Origin of the sequence: Faecalibacterium sp. OF04-11AC, from assembly GCF_003460645.1 — a bacterium.
GTDB lineage: Bacteria > Bacillota > Clostridia > Oscillospirales > Ruminococcaceae > Faecalibacterium > Faecalibacterium prausnitzii_I.
Map to the genome: position 1 here is coordinate 114305 of NZ_QTVP01000006.1, position 17493 is coordinate 131797.

A 17493-nucleotide genomic window follows, 5' to 3' on the forward strand; every position below is an offset into this window, starting at 1 on the left:
CGCGGCGGCCCAAAAATCAAGGGGTTTCATAAAATGTTCAGAATTATTTGAGGCTGGCTTTACTTCTCTTTGTTAAAACGCTATAATGAGCAGGTGCAAACCACACCCGCTCTGCAAGGAGCAGATGAAAGACAAGGAGGAACCGCCATGCGTCTGGAACAATGCCCGCTCCCCGGCGGCGGGAGTCTGACCGTCTATCTGCGGGACGCTGCCCAGGCCATGCCCAATGCGCTGCGCCGCCCGGTGGTGGTCGTGGTGCCCGGCGGGGGCTATAACCATGTCAGCGCCCGGGAGGCGGACCCGGTGGCCCTGCAGTTCGCTGCGGCGGGATACCACACGGCCATCCTTACTTATAGTGTAGGGGAGGGCGCACGGCATTACCAGCCCCTGCGCCAGCTCAACGCGGCCATCGGCCTGCTCCGCTCCCGTGCGGAAGCATGGAACCTGCTGCCGGAGAAGATCGCGGTCTGCGGCTTTTCCGCGGGCGGACACCTGGCTCTTTCCGGCGCGGTGCTCGATTTGCCAGATGGTGCCCCGATGCACCGCCCCAATGCGGTGCTGCTGGCCTACCCGGTCATCACAGCAGGAAAATATGCCCACCGGGGCAGTTTTGTCCAGCTGGCGGGCAGCGAAGACCCTGCCGCCCAACAGCCGTTCACGCTGGAGGACAAGATCACACCGGCCGCACCGCCGGTCTTCGTCTGGCATACCATGGAGGACCAGACGGTGCCCGTGGAAAACACCCTCCTGCTGCTGACCGCTCTGCGCCGGGCAGGCGTGCCCTGTGAGGCCCATCTGTTTGAGAAAGGGCGGCACGGCACCAGCATCAGCACGGCTGAGGTGGATGCTGCCAGCGCGCACCGGCATCACTGGGTGGAGCTGGCGCTGGAATGGCTGGGAGAAACCTTTGATTTCGATTTGAAGTAAAACCTCTCACCGTTCTATCCCGCGGATGCGGGCGTGTCGCGGAGCTCCCCTCGGCAGGGGGTTAAAGATTGGTTCTGATAAAAATTCACAAAGAAACCGTTGATTTGTCACGGCGGCTGCCGTATACTGGTCAGCGGAGACAAACAGGAATGAGGGAATGAATATGGAAACCAAGATCTCGGTCAAAGATTTGATGATGCAGGCGTTTCTCACCGGCTGGGAGCTCTCGGATAAGAGCATCTCCCAGGACGAGTATCTGCAGAGCTCCATTGATGTGATCGAAGTGCTGCAGGTGGAACCGGAAAATGTCTACGCCGAGGAGGGCCTTGGCCTGCCAGACGGCGAAGAAGTGGACCATCTGGATGACCTGCTCCGTGCCGACGGCCAGTGGTTGTATTACGGCGTGGAGGAAGAAAACTTCTTCCTTATCCAGTGGTACCCGGATGTGGAGTCCGCCAACGCAAAGCTGGCAGAGCTGGAAGCCATGGGCGACGGCAGCAAGCAGTATCTGGTGGATTTCAGCCTCAAGCGGGAGAACCCCACGCGGGCCGAGAACTTTGGAAACTCCAACCCTGTGCAGCTCCGGTCCTGAAAACCTCTCAGCCTCGCTGACGCTCGCCAGCCGTTCCCCTTTCGGCACTTGCGTGCCACCTCCCCGGCCGGGGGAGTCTTTCCTGCCAGGGGAGCCCTTGGCAAAGAGGTTTTGTTTTCGATGAAATTGATTTGTGTTTGATGGCAAACGTGCCGGACTGCCAAAGCCTCTCCTGACAGGAGAGGTGGCATCGAGCGAAGCGAAGATGACGGAGAGGTTAGGAGGAGATGTTGCATGCAGCTTTCTGAATTGGAACGGGGACGGCTTGCCGCCATCCTGGAAACATATGACCGGCACCCGGAAGTGCAGCGGATGCGGGAGTTTATCCAGCATGGCGATGTGACGACCTACCAGCACTGCAAAAACGTGGTGCTGGTCAGCTTCTGGCTCAACCGCCGCTTTCATCTGGGGGCCGATGAGACCTCTCTGGCGGTGGGAGCTTTCCTGCACGATTTTTATTTGTACGATTGGCACAAGCGCAAAAGTTTCCGGGGGCTGCGCCGTCTGTTTGAGATGCACGGCTTTTCCCACCCGGGGTCTGCCTGCGTGAATGCCCGTAATTATTTCCAGATCACCAAAAAGGAGCAGAACATCATCCAGAGCCACATGTGGCCGTTGACGTTCCGCCACATGCCAACCTGCCGCGAGGCGGTCATCGTCTGTCTGGCCGACAAATACTGTGCTGTGGTGGAGAGCATGTTCCAGCGCGCCCGGGTGGCCGACGCGGATGCTCCGGACAATGAGTGGTAAGAAAGGACGTAAAACCAATGTCTCAGGAAATTACAAAAGAACAGATCGCAGCCTTTGACGCCGATTTCAGCGCCCAGCGCGCCAACCGCGTGGCCATGAACGCCGTGACGAACAACGGCCTGCTGGCTTCCGCCATCCGCCGCGAGGCTGTGGAGCAGGATGTCCATGAATACTCCATCAGCCTGGAGCAGGGCGAGATCTGCAACCAGAAGCAGAGCGGCCGCTGCTGGATGTTTGCGGCCCTCAACACCCTGCGCTATCAGGTGATGAAGAAGTACGACCTCAAGACCTTTGAGCTCTCGCAGGCCTACCTCTTTTTCTGGGATAAGCTGGAAAAATCCAACTACTTCCTCGAGAGCATCCTCGACACGCTGGACGAGCCCGCCAATGGCCGTCTGGTGTCCTATCTGCTGATGGCCCCTGTGAACGATGGTGGCCAGTGGGATATGCTCTGCAATCTGATCGAGAAGTACGGCGTGGTGCCCAAGACCGCTTACCCCGAGTCCAAGGCTTCTTCCGGCAGCCGCGAGATGGATATGACGCTGACCGAGAAGCTGCGGGAGGATGCCTGCATCCTGCGCAAGCTGCACAAGGAGGGCAAGAACCTGGACGAGCTGCGCGCCCACAAGACCCGGATGCTGGGCGAGATCTACCGCCTGCTCTGCATCTGCCTGGGCGAGCCTCCCAAGACCTTTACCTTTGAGTACCGCGATAAGAACAACAACTTCCACCGTGAAGAGGGCCTGACCCCCAAGAGCTTCTTTGAAAAGTATGTAGGCGTTGACCTGAGCGACTATGTCAGCCTCATCAATGCTCCCACCGAGGATAAGCCCTACGGCCGCAGCTACACCGTGCAGTACCTGGGCAACGTGAAAGAGGGCAGCGCCGTGCGCTACCTCAACCTGCCCATCGAAGAGCTGAAGAAGGCTGCCATCGCCAGATGAAAGACGGCCAGCCCGTCTGGTTCGGCTGCGATGTGGGCAAGCACTCCGAGCGGGATTCCGGCATCATGGATCTCGACATCCGCGGTCTGGAAGATCTGTTGGATACCCGGTTCACCATGACCAAAGCCGAGCGCCTGGACTATGGCCAGAGCCTGATGACCCATGCCATGGTCTTCCAGGGCGTCAATCTGGATGAGAACGGCAAGCCCAACCGCTGGCGTGTGGAGAACAGCTGGGGTAAGGAGCCGGGCAAGGACGGTTACTACCTGATGACCGACCGCTGGTTTGATGAGTACATGTATCAGGTCGTGGTCAACAAAAAGTACCTGACCGCCGAGCAGATCGCTGCCTACGAGGCAGAACCCATCGCTCTGGAGCCCTGGGACCCCATGGGCTCTCTGGCTGTGGTGCGATAAATGCGGGGAATGACCTGTAAAGTAAAAATACAGTACAGATAAAAAATACCACTGTGCGTCAAAACGTGCACAGTGGTATTTTTGCTTGTGTGGCTTATAATTTTTTGTATCCCGTCGGCTCGTCCTCTTTGCAGCGGTGCTCCATCAAAAATGTATCCAGCCAGCGGCCATGGCAGTCGCGGGCAATGCGTTCCCGCCGCCCCACCAGACGGAAGCCGCACTTGGCGTGCAGGCGGCGGCTGGCCTCGTTGTCCTGCAATACGGTGGATTGCAGGGTCCAGTAGCCAGACGCATCGGCAGCGTTGCACAGAGCCGTGAGCAGGTGGAAGCCGACGCCCCGGCCCCGGAACTGCTCGCCCACATAGATGCTCACTTCCACCACGCCCCGGTAGCACCAGCGGGGGTCTACCCGGTGCAGGGCGGCCCAACCGGCTACCACGCCGTCGTCCAGCACCACCAGACGGCAGTCCTTGGTGTGGGAGGCGTCCCATGCGGTATAAGGCGGGCAGGTGGTCTGGAACGTGGCATGTTCCGTGGCGATCCCCTCTAAATAGATTTTGGATACATACGGCCAGTCTTCCGCAGTCATGGGCCGTGTCGTGATCTCACTCATACTTCTTTCCCTGATTTCTCACGCAATTCCAAAAGAGCTCTCCTGCCATGGAGAGATGCTTTTTCAATATGGCAAGTATAGCAAATTTCGCCTCAAAGCACAACACTCAGACAAGGCCGGGGCGTGGGCATCGCAGCCCAGGATGCAGATTTGTTTTGACAATACAGGCGGTTGTGATACAATAGAAGAAATCAACCGCTGTCGGACAGGCTCCTATTATAGACCTCTTTGGCAAAAAACGCAATCACTGTGGGACCTGTCGGCTCCGGTATCGTACCGGAAAAGGAGAACACACGGGAATGAAACTGAAACGGGTCCTTGCGAGCGCACTGTTACTGGCCACCCTGCTCACCCTGCCGGCACGGGCAGCCCAGGCATCTGGAGCAAAAGGGGAGGCCAACATCACACCGGACACTCCCATGGCCAAGATCCGGTCGAACCTCAGCGTCATGGGGGCGGGGCTGTATACTTACAATCAGGAGCAGGACACCCCCCGGGATATCCGCAAGTGGAAAGATACCACCCTGCGGGAGTATGTCAACGATTACACCGCTGAGGACTGCGCCAAGGGCCTGAACCGGATGATCGAAAACTACAACTCCGGCATCCAGATCACCTATAAGCTCTACACGGACGAGGAGATCGCCGCCGTGCCCACCCGCCAGAAAGCGGAGATCTATTATTTCCCGGGCAGTGATCCCGGCGGCAAGTTCGTGCTGGTCATCGGCGGCAACGCCATCCACACCAGCGCCGAGATGCGTGAGGGTGTTTCCACGGCGGAGTGGCTCAACGAGCTGGGCTACACCTGCTTTGTGCTGCGGTACCGCATTGGCGATCAGGCGGCAGACAACGCCCCGCTGGAAGATGTGAGCCGGGCCGTGCGGTACATCACCGAGCACGCGGAACAGTTCCATGTTCAGCCCGAGGACTACGCGGTGCTGGCCTATTCCTCCGGCGGGCAGATCGCCGGCCTGTTTGCTTCTGATTCCGACACGCTGGGCTACAAGGCCTATGGCGTGAGCAAGCCGGGCGCTCTGCTGCTGGGCTACCCCGTCAACAACTTCTTTGAGCTGAAACCCGTCTGGGGCCTCCTCATTGACCCTTACGCCGACGGCCCCCGCTACTTCGACTACAATGTTTCCGATTACATCACACCGGATTACCCGCCCGTCTACCATTGGTATGGCAAAAACGATGTGACCCTGGCTAAGATGTACACCCCGGCGCAGGGCCGTGTCATTGAGAAAGCACTGGTAAAAAACGGCGTGCCCCACATCTTCCATCACTATAATAATGCACCTCACAAGATCGGCCCGGGCCGCGGCACCGACGCGGAGGGCTGGATCACCGAGGCGGTCGCGTTCTGGGAGAGCCAGACCGCTGCCAAAGCGGCGGACACAGCCGCGTAACTCCCGGCAAATTTTTGAAAAAGGGTGTGAACTTTGTGAAACCAAGCGCATGTCTTGCCAGCCTGGCGCTGGCCGCAATGCTGGCGCTCCCGGCTATGGCGCAGGAGCCTATTACCCCACAGACCACCATGCGGGAGATCCGCCAGAACCCCGCCGTTCAGGCGTCCGGCCTCTATACCGACATCCACACCTGGGAGCGGGACCTGGCCTGGTTCAAGAATGCCCACAACAATGAGACGCTGGAAGAGGTGGTGGGCAGCGGCTCTGCCGCCAGCTGCGCGGCGGGGCTGAACCTGCTGATACAGAACTACGAGTCTGGCACCCAGATCACCTATAAGCTCTACTCGCCGGAGGAGATCGCCGCCCAGCCCAGCCGGGACCACGCCGAGCTGTATTATTTCCCGGCGGATACCCTCAACGCCCGGTATGCCGTGGTGCTCTCGGGCAACGCGCTCTACTACAGCGGCGAGCTTCGGGGCGGCGTGTCCACGGCCTGGGAGCTGCACGAGCAGGGTTACGCGGTGTTTGTTCTGCGGTATCGTATTGGCAGGGAGGCGGGCAACAACGCTCCCATGGACGACCTGGGCCGGGCTATCCAGTTCATCACGGCCAACGCCGAGACGTTCGGCGTCCAGCCGGAGGGCTACGCACTGCTGGGGTATTCCTCCGGCGGGCAGATCGCCGGGGTGTTTGGCGATGCGGAAAAGGGCTGGCAGAAGTACAACGTGCCCAAACCCGGGGCGCTGCTGCTGGCGTACCCCATCAACAACTTCTGGCTGGCAAAGCCCGCCTACACGGCCCTTCTGGACGTGGACGACTGGATGCAGAAACACTATTATGATTACACGCTCTCCAAGCTCATTGCACCGGATTACCCGCCGGTGTTCCTGTGGTACGGCAAGAGCGACCGCATTTTGAAGCTGTTCGGGTTCGATCAGCAGGGGCCTGCCCTCCAGAGTGCTCTGGAGATCGACGGTGTGCCCCACGAGGAAAAGGTATATGAAGACGTAGGCCACGGCATTGGCATTGGGCTTGGCACCGACGCAGAGGGCTGGCTGAACGCTGCTGTGGCATTCTGGAAGAAAGTAACCTGAGATTTTTATGAGAGGGGAAAGAAAATATGAACACAAGAGATTTGAACGAAACGCTCCGCAGCCTGAACGTGGGCCTGCCCGACGATGTGGAGCGGCTGAAAGCGGCCGGGTACTACGAGGAGGCCATTGCCCGCATCGACGCCTACCTTGCTGAGGACTGGACCATGACCCAGAACAGCCCCTACAGCCAGGGCCTGTGCCCCCACATGGATGTCCAGCCCGAGAACCCCACCCCCCACGGGGTGGACGTTCTGCGGGACGCTATGATCGCCCAGCGGGAGATCATGCGGCGGATCCCGGCGGAGTACACCTGGAGCAAGGCGGACGCCATTGCCGAGATGCAGCGCCGGGTAAAAGATTTTACGCCGGAAGAGTTTGAGATGCTGGACCGGGAAAACCGGATGGACTGGCGCTTTGTGGAGGGGGAGAAGCGGTATCAGAACCGTTTTGCTTCCACGCTGATCGCCACCCATGCAGACCTTGCCCGGCGGCAGATCGACCCGCCCGCCCAGCAGGACAGCGAGAAAGAGCGCTGCCGCCGTCTGCATGAGAAGATGGCGGAGCAGGGCAGCGCCAGCGCCCGCATCACCCTGAAAGCCAGTGTTGGCATGTCGGACGAGGCCTTTGCCGCCGCCCTTGCCAAGGCCAAGGCTGAGGGCCGGGACGCGGTGCATGTCCGCGCCTGGCTGCCGCTGCCCGCTGCCTGCCTCTCCCAGAGTGACATCGAGCTGGAGGAGTTCACCGAGGAACCGACGGTCATTGCCCCGGAAAACGCTCCTCAGCGCACCGTCTGCTGGGAGGCCGACCTCACCGAGAACCGCAGTTTCGGCGTCCAGTACAGCTACCGCAACACGGCAGTTTACACGGACCCCTCTGATACGCCCTCTGCCCCGGAGCAGCCGGATTTTGACACCGAGGAGCAGCCCTCCCACATTGTCTTCACGCCTTACATCAAGGCGCTGGCGGCCCAGCTCACGGCAGGCATCACCGACCCCATGGAAAAGGCAAAGCGCATTTACGATTACGTCACGCTGAATGTGCGCTACCACTACCAGCCGAGCTACTTTATCCACGAGTCCCTGCCGGAACACTGCGCCCGGGACCGCCGGGGCGACTGCGGCATCATGTCAGTCACGTTCATCACCCTCTGCCGCGCGGCAGGCATCCCGGCCCGCTGGCAGAGCGGTCTCTATGTCACCCCCGATGAAGTGGGCTGCCACGACTGGGCCATGTTCTATGTGGCCCCCAAGGGCTGGCTGTATGCGGATTGCTCTTTCGGTGCCTCCATGGCGCGCCGGGGCGACGAAACGCTCCGCCAGCACTATTTTGGCAATCTGGATCCCGACCGCATGGTGGCCAACAGCGTGTTTGCAGCGCCGTTCACACCGCCCATGCTGGGCTTCCGGGCCGACCCCTGCGATAACCAGACCGGTGAGGTGGAAGCGGACGGCGTAGGCCTCTACGGCGACGAGACCGTCTCCTCCAAAGAGCTGGTCCAGTATATTGAAGAGTAAAAATAAGAGCAAAAAGCTCTCTCTGAGAGAGCGGACACGGTAGCGCCTGAGAGGGCGAGGCCGCTGAAATAAATCCCGAAACACAGCGATACGATGTCTTTGGCAAAACAGAGCGCTCGTATCGCTGTCTGTTTTGAGGGGATACTACAGGAGAATATCAATGGAATTTCTGGCAATGTTATATACCGTGCTTCTGGTGGCCATCTGCCTGATGCTGGCCCTGCTGCTCTACCGCGGCAACAAGCCCCGGCGGGGCGGGGAAGACACCGAGGAGCTCAAGCAGTGGCTTACCCAGCAGCTGGAAGCCCAGGCCAAATCCTTTGAGCAGAAGCAGGCTGCTATGGCGGAGCAGAACTATACCGCCATCCGCAGCGTGAGCGAAACGCTGCAGACCGCCGTGCAGAACATGAGCAGCACCCTGGCCCAGGGCCAGAGCGGCCAGCAGCAGATCTTGACCCAGCGGCTCCAGAGCCTGGAAGCGGCCAACACCCAGAAGCTGGAAGAGCTGCGCAAGACCCTGGCCGACAGCATGACCGCCCTGCAGGCGGAGAACACCCGCAAACTGGATGAAATTCGCCATACGGTGGACGAGCAGTTGCAGGACGCGCTGCAAAAGCGGGTGAGCGAGAGCTTCAAGGCGGTCAACGAGCAGCTGGAGCAGGTGTACAAGGGTCTGGGCGAAATGCAGTCCCTGGCGGCGGACGTCGGCGGGCTGAAGCAGGTGCTCTCGGGCGTCAAGACCCGCGGCATCCTGGGCGAGATCCAGCTGGGGGCCATCCTGGAGGAGATTCTGGCCCCGGAGCAGTATGATACCAACGTGGCCACCATCCCGGGCAGCACCCAGCGGGTGGAGTACGCCATCAAGATGCCCGGTGTGGATGGCAGCACCGTCTGGCTCCCCATTGACTCCAAGTTCCCCGGGGATACTTACGCCCACTTACAGGACGCCCAGGCTTCCGGCGATGCTGCTGCCGTGGAGAACGCCCGCCACGCGCTGGAACTCGTTCTCCGCAGCGAGGCAAAAGACATCCGCGAGAAATACGTGGAGCCGCCTTACACCACGGCATTCGGCATCCTGTTCCTGCCCTTTGAGGGCCTGTATGCCGAGGTGGTCAATGCCGGGCTTTTGGAAGTGTTGCAGCGGGATTATCAGGTCAACGTGGCAGGCCCCAGCACCATGGCGGCGCTGCTCAACAGCCTGCAGATGGGCTTCAAGACCCTTGCCATCCAGAAGCGCTCCGGCGAGGTCTGGCAGCTGTTGGGTGCGGTGAAGACCGAGTTTGATAAGTTCGGACAGGGGCTTTCCAAGATGCAGCAGCGCCTTCGCCAGACAGATGAAGAGCTGGACAATCTCATTGGCGTGCGCACCCGGGCCATCAGCCGGAAGCTGCGCGGCGTCCAGAGCCTGGATGAAGCCAGCGCGGCCACCCTGCTGGAGCTGGATACCGAGCCGGGCCGCCCGGTGACGGCTCGTTTGCCGGGAGATCATGAGGAGGATGCACGTTGAGGAGAAAGCTCCCCGCGAGCCGCCCAAAAAAGCTGCCTCTTGCGAAAATTTTAACGTTGTGTTATACTGAGAACAGTTCCTAAAAAAACAATGGCCAAACGGCCCCTGAATAAAACAAAATCAAAGGAGAAACTTGCCATGAGCGTGAAACATATCAGCAGTGCGATTCTCGGTGTGGGTGTGGATGATACCACCATTGATCTGTTCGAGAGCCAGTACCCGGTCCCCACCGGCGTCAGCTATAACTCTTATGTCATTCTGGATGAGAAGACCACGATCTTGGATACCGTGGATCACCGTGCCACGGAGGAGTGGCTGGCGAACGTCACCGAGGCACTGGACGGCCGCAAGCCGGAGTATCTTATTGTCTCCCACATGGAGCCGGACCACGGTGCCAACATTGCAAAGCTGGCGGCCCTTTACCCGGAGATGAAAGTGGTGGGCAACGCCAAGACCTTCCTGTATATGGATCAGTTCTTCGGCCCGGAGGCGGTTGCCAAAGACCGCCGTGTGACCGTAAAGGACGGCGAAAGCCTGAATCTGGGCAGCCACACCCTGACTTTCGTGTTCGCACCCATGGTCCACTGGCCGGAGGTCATGGTGAGCTATGAGTCCAGCGAGAAAGTCCTCTTCTCCGCCGATGGCTTTGGCCGCTTCGGCGCTGTGGCGAAGTTCGACGAGAAGGCCGACTGGGCCAGCGAGGCCCGCCGCTACTACCTGAACATCGTGGGCAAGTACGGCCCGCAGGTGCAGGCTCTGCTGAAAAAGGCTGCCGCGCTGGACATCAAGACCATCTGCCCGCTCCACGGCCCCGTCCTCACCGGCGACCTTGGCAAGTACCTGAACTACTACGATATGTGGTCCAGCTACAAGCCGGAGGAGCCGGAGAAGATTCTGGTCGCCAGTGCCTCCATCCACGGCCACACCCGCTCCGCTGCCCACATCCTGGCCGAGAAGCTCCGCGCCAAGGGTGCCAAGGTGGTGGAGATGGATTTGACCCGCACCGATGTCTCCTACGCCGTCACCGAAGCCTTCCGCTGCGGCAAGACCGTTCTGGCCTGCGCCACCTATGACGGCTTCCTCTTCCCGCCGATGGAGGCTCTGCTGACCCACCTCAAGACCAAGAACTTCCAGAACCGCACCGTCGGCCTGATGGAGAACGGCACCTGGCTCCCATGGCGGCCAAACTCATGCGGGCCGAGCTGGACGGCATGAAAAACATGACCGTCTGTGATGCTGTCGTTACCATCCGCTCTGCTGTCAATGCCGCTGCGGAGGCGCAGATGGACGCTCTGGCAGAAGAACTGGTGAACAAGTAAAAATCAAAGAATAACAAAAAACAAGGAGATTTCCAACAGCTTACGGGGAATCTCCTTGTTTTTTGTCGCTGGCTATGTTACACTGAAGCTGCCGCTGAAAGGCGGCTGGACACTGCACATGAGGCAGGCGGTTTGGCCCTCGACCCCGAAAGGGGGTGAGAGAATGCCGATCACTTTGACGTTCCATCTGTTTGGACTCACGTTCACACTGCGGATCAAAAAGTAAAACCGCCACCTCGGCCAAGGTGACGGTTTTCAAAATAAAACTCTAAACCTTTGAGGGACAACCGCTTGTCGCAGTGTCCATCTCTGAGTTTATTATAGCGCACCCTCCCATTTCTGTCAAGCAGAGGAGGGTGCGCTTTTTGTATCAGGAACGTGCTTTTTTCAAAAGTGGAAGTCCACTTGCAGCCACCAGCAGCCCCAGCACCACGAGCCCGGCACCGGCCTGCCCAAAGGCATCGCCCACGGCGCCCACGAGAGGGCTGGCAGGGATCATGAGCAGGCTGTAGGCCATGCCGTCCACACTGATGAGGGTGGCGCGCTGGTCACTGGGGATGTTGTCGTTCAGCATCCGGTCCTCATGGAGGCTCCAGGCTTCCAGAGAACCCTGCACCAGCATACAGCCAAAGATGCTGCCCAGCGCAGGGGCCGTGCCGACCAGTACACACCCGACTCCGCAGAGGAGAGCGCAGATGGTGTAGAACCGCCGCAGACGGCGAGGGTGCAGCCGCCTGCCAACCTCCGTGCCCAGCATGGCGGCAAGTCCGCTGAGCAGTAGAGGTAAAAAGAGCAGAGCAGTGGGCCAGCCCAGCTCCACAAGGCGCTGCTGGACGAACATCTTGGTCAGGTAGCTGGGCACGCAGATAACGGCAGCGGAGACGATGAGCTTTGCCGCCAGCGGGCAGGAGCGCAGGACTTTGATGCTGTCCTTTACCAGCTGGACGAGCTGCCCGGGTAAATCGCGGAGCGCCTGCTTTTCCCGGCTGGCCTGTGCTTCGGTGACGATGGGCTCTTCCATCAGGGCAGTGGCGAGGGTTCCGGTACACTCAAAGGCGGCGCTCAGCAGGTAGAAGCCGGAAAAGCGCAGAAAACGCTCCAGTGTGCTGGCGAGGGAGCCGATGGCCGTGGCCAGCAGAGTGATCTGGGAACAGTTGGCGGATACTTTGAGGTAGTCGTCGGTTTTGCCGCACTGCTTGAGGCTGTCGTAGGTCAGGGCTGAAAAAGTGCCGGTAAACATGGCGTTGGCCAGTGCATACAGGCCCATGGCCACGCAGATAGAGAACAGGTCCGGCGCAAAGGCCATCAGCAGGTTATAGAGCACGACGCACACGCCACCGACCACAAGCGTCTTTTTGCGGCCAAGCAGATCGGCCGCCATGCCGCTGGGTACCTCGCACAGGAGGCTGATGATGTGGAACACACTCTCGCAAAGCCGATCTCCCAGAGGGAAAAGCCCCGGGCCGCCAGCAGCGCCACCCACACGGCATCGGTGATGCGCAGGCCGGTAAAGAAATAATTGGTATATAAACAGGCAAGCTGCTTTTTTAAATTCATGGGGAACACCTTTCCTATCATAACAAAGAAATGTGCGCCCTTTTTCCGATTTTCGGCAAAACAAAAACGCCCCATAGCAAAGCTACGCGGCGCTGAAAATCATGCTCCACGCTTTGCTGAAAGAGAGAAAAGGGTACACTTCGAGCCAGAACTGCATAAAATTTGCTTAAAAATTAAAAAGCAAACGCATTCCGGGCCATACCGTGTACCTCTCTTTCTGCAAACTGTATGTTAAGACTACCATAGACGGAGCCAAAAGGCAAGCAAAAACGCCAATTTCCCGGAAAATAGCCGCCCGCACTTGCAAATGGGGCAAAAGTGTGCTAAGATAACTCATGGTTATCAACACCAACAAACCTGAATACCTCGAAACGCAGCGACGGAGAAAGTACGCACGCAGTTCCACAGCAAAGAGAGAAGCTTCACCGGCTGAAAGGGCTTCCGCGTGGGTGTGTGCTGAAGTTCGCTCCTGAGCGGCCTGCGTGAACGGCTGGAAAGCTTACTAGCACAGGACGGCACGCCCCGTTACGGCGTTTGAGAGCCGCTGAGAGCTATTTGCGCTTTCGGGCGGAAACCGGGTGGTACCGCGGAGTGAAATTACAGCGCTTCGTCCCTTTTGCTTGGAGCTTGGCTTTGAGCAGGGGACGGGGCGCTTTTGTTTTGCCCCGCTTTGACAACACGAACACGAGAAGGAGAGAACATCCATGCAAGCAATGATCGACGAGCTGGCAAAACAGGCCGAAGCTGCCTTGAGCCAGGTCTCTTCCAAGGAAACGCTGGCAACTTTCTGGCAGGAGTACCTCAGCAAAAACGGTAAGATCCCTGCCCTGATGAAAATCTGCGCTCTGTCGCGCCCGAAGAGCGTCCTGCCATGGGCAAGATCATCAACGAGCTCAAGCAGAAAGTGCAGGCGGACTATGACGCCGCTGCCGAGAAAGTCAAGCAGGCAGAGCTGGCTGCCCGCAACGCGGCCGAGACGGTGGACATCACCCTGCCCGCCAAGACCCGCACCGTGGGCGGCCTGCACCCCCTGACGCTGGTCACCAACCAAATCATTGATGTCTTCTCCGGCATGGGCTTTGCCGTGGCCGATGCCCCGGAGATCGAGGATGATGACCACAACTTCACTCGCCTGAATGTCCCCAAGGATCACCCCGCCCGCGATATGCAGGATACGTTCTATCTGTCCGATGAGTTCCTGCTCCGCACCCAGACTTCCGGCGGCCAGATCCGCACCATGGACAGCCAGAAACCTCCCATCAAGGTCCTCATCCCGGGCCGCGTCTTCCGTTCCGACTCCGACGCCACCCACAGCCCCATGTTCCATCAGATGGAAGGTCTGGTCGTGGACAAGGGCATCACTCTGGGCGACCTGCAGGGCGCGCTGAACACCTTTGTGCAGAAGCTGTTCGGCAAGGATACCCGCACCCGTCTGCGCCCCTCTTACTTCCCGTTCACCGAGCCCAGCGTTGAGGTCGATGTCAGCTGCTTTGAGTGTGGCGGCAAGGGCTGCCCCCTGTGCAAGCACACCGGCTGGATCGAAGTCCTGGGCGGCGGTGTTGTCAACCGCAAGGTGCTGGAGAACTGCAACATTGACCCGGACGAGTACTCCGGCTTTGCATTTGGCATCGGCATCGAGCGTATCGCCATGCTGAAGTACGGCATCAACAACATCGGCTTGATGTTTGAGAATAACCTGCAGTTCCTCAAGCAGTTCCACGAATAAGAGGGGAGAGAGCAAACAATGAAAGTACCTTTCAGTTGGTTAAAAGAACTTGTCGATATCGACGTCACCGCCCAGGAATTGGAAGAACGCCTCTTCTCCTGCGGCTTTGAGGTCGAGGAGCTGATCCCGCTGGATGCAGGCATCAGCAAGGTCGTGGTCGGTAAGATCACCTCCATGGAAAAGCAGGAGGGCACTCACCTGACCAAGTGCGTGGTGGACTGCGGCGAGTATGGCCACGAGATCCACATCAGCACCGGCGCCGCAAACATGAAAGTGGGCGACTGCGTCCCCGCCGCCCTGGATGGTTCCACCCTGCCCGGCGGCATCAAGATCAAGGCCCGCAAGATGCAGGGCGTGGAGTCCAACGGCATGCTCTGCTCCGGCGAGGAGCTGGGCCTGAACGATGATCTGTTCCCGGGCGCTGAGGTCTACGGCCTGCTCATCCTGCCGGAGGATTCCGTTCCCGGCACGGACATTGCTCCGGTCGTCGGCCTGGATGACTATATCTTTGATATCTCCATTACCGCAAACCGCCCGGATTGCCAGTCCGTGCTGGGCATTGCCCGCGAAGTAGCGGCCATCCTCGGCAAGCCCCTCCACATGCCTGCCATGGATTACAAGGCTGTCTGCGAGCCGGACGCACCCATCACCGTCAAGGTGGAAGCTCCGGACCTGTGCCCCCGCTACATGGCACACTATGTCCGCAACATCCGAATGGGTGAGTCTCCCCGCTGGATGAAACGTCACCTGGCTCTGTGTGGTCTGCGCTCCATCAGCAACGTGGTCGATATCACCAACCACACCCTGCTGGAAATGGGTCAGCCCATGCACGCCTTTGACCTGAACAAGGTCGGCAGCCGTACGATTGATGTCCGCCGCGCTCACGAGGGCGAGAAGATCGTCACCCTGGATGAGAAAGAGTTCACCCTCAATCCCAACAATCTGGTCATCTGCGATGCGGAGAAGCCCGTCTGCCTGGCTGGCATCATGGGCGGTGCAAACTCCGGGATGGATGAGAATACCACCAGCCTGCTGTTCGAGTGCGCTACCTTTGCGCGCGATTCTGTCCGTAAGACCAGCCGCGCTCTGGGCCAGAACAGCGATTCTTCCGCCCGCTACGAAAAGGGCGTGGACCGCCACTCTCCGGAGCTGGGCCTTGCCCGTGCTCTGCACCTGATCCAGGAGCTGGACTGCGGCGATATCACCACGCTGGAATTTGACCTGACCGATGGCCGTCCCATTGAGCGGAAGCACATCGTCACCACTCCGGCCAAGATCTGCGGCGTGCTGGGCATCACCGTCCCGGACCAGACCATGATCGATATTCTCCGGCGTCTGGAGTTCACGGTGGACGTGCAGGCGGATGGCAGCTGGGACGTCTCTGCACCTCTGTACCGTGAGGACGTGGACGGCTTCCCCGATCTGGCGGAAGAGGTCATCCGTGAGTATGGCTACGACCACATTGTGCCCACATTCCTGAACACCGCTGCTGTTACCAACGGCGGTCTGAACTACGAGCAGAAGCAGCAGCTCAAGACCAAGCGCCTGCTGGCTGCCCAGGGCTTCTATGAGGCGTCCACCCTGGCATTCTACTCCAACGCGGAGCTGGATATGCTCCACATTCCGGAGGATGATGCTGCCCGTAAGGCTATCCGCATCCTCAACCCCATCAGCGAGAACCTCTCCATCATGCGCACCCTGCTCACGCCGTCCATGCTGAATGTCATCGTGGACAACCTGAAAAAAGGCAACAATGAGGGCCGCCTGTTTGAGATGGCACCGGTCTATCTGGCCAAAGAACTGCCCATCAACGAGCATCCCCACGAGCGCCAGACTCTCTGCATCGGCGCATTCGGCCCGGAGGAGGATTTCTTCACGGTCAAGGGTGCCATGGAGGCACTGGCAGCAGGCTTTGGTCTGAGCTTTGAGTATAAGCGCGAGAGCACTCCGTGGCTGCACCCCGGCATCAGCGCCGCTGTGTACTGCAACGGCAAGCGTCTGGGCGTGTTCGGTAAGCTCTCCAATGAGATCAATGGTGAGCTGGAGATCGCAAAGGAGCAGAAAGACAGCCAGAACATCTATCTGGGTGAACTGGACTATGAAGCCCTGATGTCCTGCGTGGATGGAGAGCTGCGTTATCAGCCCCTCAGCCCCTATGCATCGGTCAAGCGCGATCTGGCACTGGTCTGCGATGAGGCTGTTACCTGTGGCGAGATCGAGGAGACCATCAAGAAGGCCAGCCCGCTCATCACGGAAGTCAAGCTGTTCGATATTTACCGCGGTGCAAACCTCGGCGAGGGCAAGAAGAGCATGGCATTCTCTCTGACCTTGTCTGACCCTGCTGCGGAAGTTTCTGCGGAGCAGGTGGAGCGCACCGTCAAGAAAGTGCTGGGCAACCTGAAATTCAAGCTGGGCATTGAGATCCGTTAAGGATAAACTGTCTTATCCTATAAAGTAATATAAGCAAAAGACCGTCTGTGCATTGCATGGGCGGTCTTTTTGCGTTAAAAGATGGAACCACGGCGGAGGGCATTCCATTGGGAAAACGCTCTTGGAGACATTTAGGTGAGTACATTTCAGATGAATGCAAAAAAACTTGAAAAAAGCAGCAGAAAAGTGTTGACAAGAGGCCCGGTGTGTGGTATTATACTTGAGCGCCAAGCGCTGAGGCAAAAGAATGACTTCCAAAGCCTCAGCAGGAAGCCCTTGAAAAGAACCAATAGACGTTAAGAAATCCCAAAGAGATTTGAGAGATTTTGAAACATCTAAGTTCAGAACGTTCAAAAGCTTCTGAAAAAAAGAGCTTGACAAAAAATCACTTCTGTGGTAAAATAATCAAGTCGTCAGCCGGTCGGCTGAGGCGCACAGGACCTTGAAAATTGAACAATATCGAAAAACTTGTAACGGAACCTATTGAGTGTTGGAAAAACACTTTAAACAATTCCAAACAAAGTAATTCACACAGGATGCAAGCGATTGCGTGCTGAGCGAAGAGAGATTTAACACTTTTAAGTGATAAATATCATTTATAAAGAGTTTGATCCTGGCTCAGGACGAACGCTGGCGGCGCGCCTAACACATGCAAGTCGAACGAGAGAGAGGGAGCTTGCTTCCTTGATCGAGTG

11 protein-coding genes, 1 rRNA gene and 2 pseudogenes are annotated in these 17493 nt (G+C 58.6%); 12 read left to right on the forward strand and 2 right to left on the reverse strand.

Going from position 1 to position 17493, the window contains the following annotated elements; all coding sequences use genetic code 11:
* Positions 1 to 147: 147 nt before the first annotated feature.
* The 4 genes and pseudogenes from DXA70_RS04880 to DXA70_RS04895 all read left to right on the forward strand — a co-directional run bounded on the left by DXA70_RS04880 (position 148) and on the right by DXA70_RS04895 (position 3629).
* Positions 148 to 927, forward strand: coding sequence for an alpha/beta hydrolase (locus tag DXA70_RS04880; RefSeq protein ID WP_128117770.1), 780 nt, complete (start codon positions 148 to 150; stop codon positions 925 to 927).
* Positions 928 to 1090: 163 nt separating this feature from the next.
* Complete coding sequence (locus DXA70_RS04885) at positions 1091 to 1519, forward strand: hypothetical protein (protein ID WP_112115430.1); 429 nt, start codon at positions 1091 to 1093, stop codon at positions 1517 to 1519.
* A gap of 234 nt (positions 1520 to 1753) precedes the next feature.
* A complete protein-coding gene (locus DXA70_RS04890) occupies positions 1754 to 2269 on the forward strand; it encodes an HD domain-containing protein (RefSeq protein ID WP_128117771.1) in 516 nt (171 codons plus the stop codon).
* Positions 2270 to 2286: 17 nt separating this feature from the next.
* A pseudogene (locus tag DXA70_RS04895) lies at positions 2287 to 3629 on the forward strand (C1 family peptidase).
* 94 nt (positions 3630 to 3723) lie between these two features.
* Here the strand turns inward: DXA70_RS04895 and DXA70_RS04900 are convergent.
* A complete protein-coding gene (locus DXA70_RS04900) occupies positions 3724 to 4242 on the reverse strand; it encodes a GNAT family N-acetyltransferase (protein ID WP_022256253.1) in 519 nt (172 codons plus the stop codon).
* Positions 4243 to 4541: 299 nt separating this feature from the next.
* Here DXA70_RS04900 and DXA70_RS04905 point away from each other — a divergent pair, with 299 nt between their 5' ends.
* The 5 genes and pseudogenes from DXA70_RS04905 to DXA70_RS04925 all read left to right on the forward strand — a co-directional run bounded on the left by DXA70_RS04905 (position 4542) and on the right by DXA70_RS04925 (position 11085).
* Positions 4542 to 5651, forward strand: a complete 1110-nt coding sequence (locus DXA70_RS04905; protein ID WP_128117772.1) for an alpha/beta hydrolase — start codon at positions 4542 to 4544, stop codon at positions 5649 to 5651.
* Between the two features lie 35 nt (positions 5652 to 5686).
* On the forward strand, positions 5687 to 6745 hold the full coding sequence (locus tag DXA70_RS04910) for an alpha/beta hydrolase (protein ID WP_243001101.1): 1059 nt from the start codon (positions 5687 to 5689) through the stop codon (positions 6743 to 6745).
* A 26-nt stretch (positions 6746 to 6771) separates the two neighbouring features.
* Complete coding sequence (locus tag DXA70_RS04915; protein WP_128117773.1) at positions 6772 to 8259, forward strand: transglutaminase-like domain-containing protein; 1488 nt, start codon at positions 6772 to 6774, stop codon at positions 8257 to 8259.
* 160 nt (positions 8260 to 8419) lie between these two features.
* Complete coding sequence (gene rmuC / locus DXA70_RS04920) at positions 8420 to 9766, forward strand: DNA recombination protein RmuC (protein ID WP_128117774.1); 1347 nt, start codon at positions 8420 to 8422, stop codon at positions 9764 to 9766.
* A 138-nt stretch (positions 9767 to 9904) separates the two neighbouring features.
* Positions 9905 to 11085 (forward strand): annotated as a pseudogene (locus DXA70_RS04925) (MBL fold metallo-hydrolase).
* Positions 11086 to 11455: 370 nt separating this feature from the next.
* Here DXA70_RS04925 and DXA70_RS04930 read toward each other — a convergent pair.
* Positions 11456 to 12466, reverse strand: a complete 1011-nt coding sequence (locus DXA70_RS04930; protein ID WP_243001103.1) for an MFS transporter — start codon at positions 12464 to 12466, stop codon at positions 11456 to 11458.
* Between the two features lie 1047 nt (positions 12467 to 13513).
* Here DXA70_RS04930 and pheS point away from each other — a divergent pair.
* The 3 genes from pheS to DXA70_RS04945 all read left to right on the forward strand — a co-directional run.
* Complete coding sequence (pheS, locus tag DXA70_RS04935) at positions 13514 to 14368, forward strand: phenylalanine--tRNA ligase subunit alpha (protein WP_347553489.1); 855 nt, start codon at positions 13514 to 13516, stop codon at positions 14366 to 14368.
* Between the two features lie 18 nt (positions 14369 to 14386).
* Positions 14387 to 16798: a phenylalanine--tRNA ligase subunit beta gene (gene pheT / locus DXA70_RS04940; RefSeq protein ID WP_128117775.1), complete on the forward strand. Its 2412-nt coding sequence runs from the start codon at positions 14387 to 14389 to the stop codon at positions 16796 to 16798.
* A 595-nt stretch (positions 16799 to 17393) separates the two neighbouring features.
* A 16S ribosomal RNA gene (locus DXA70_RS04945) occupies positions 17394 to 17493 on the forward strand; the annotation flags it as partial.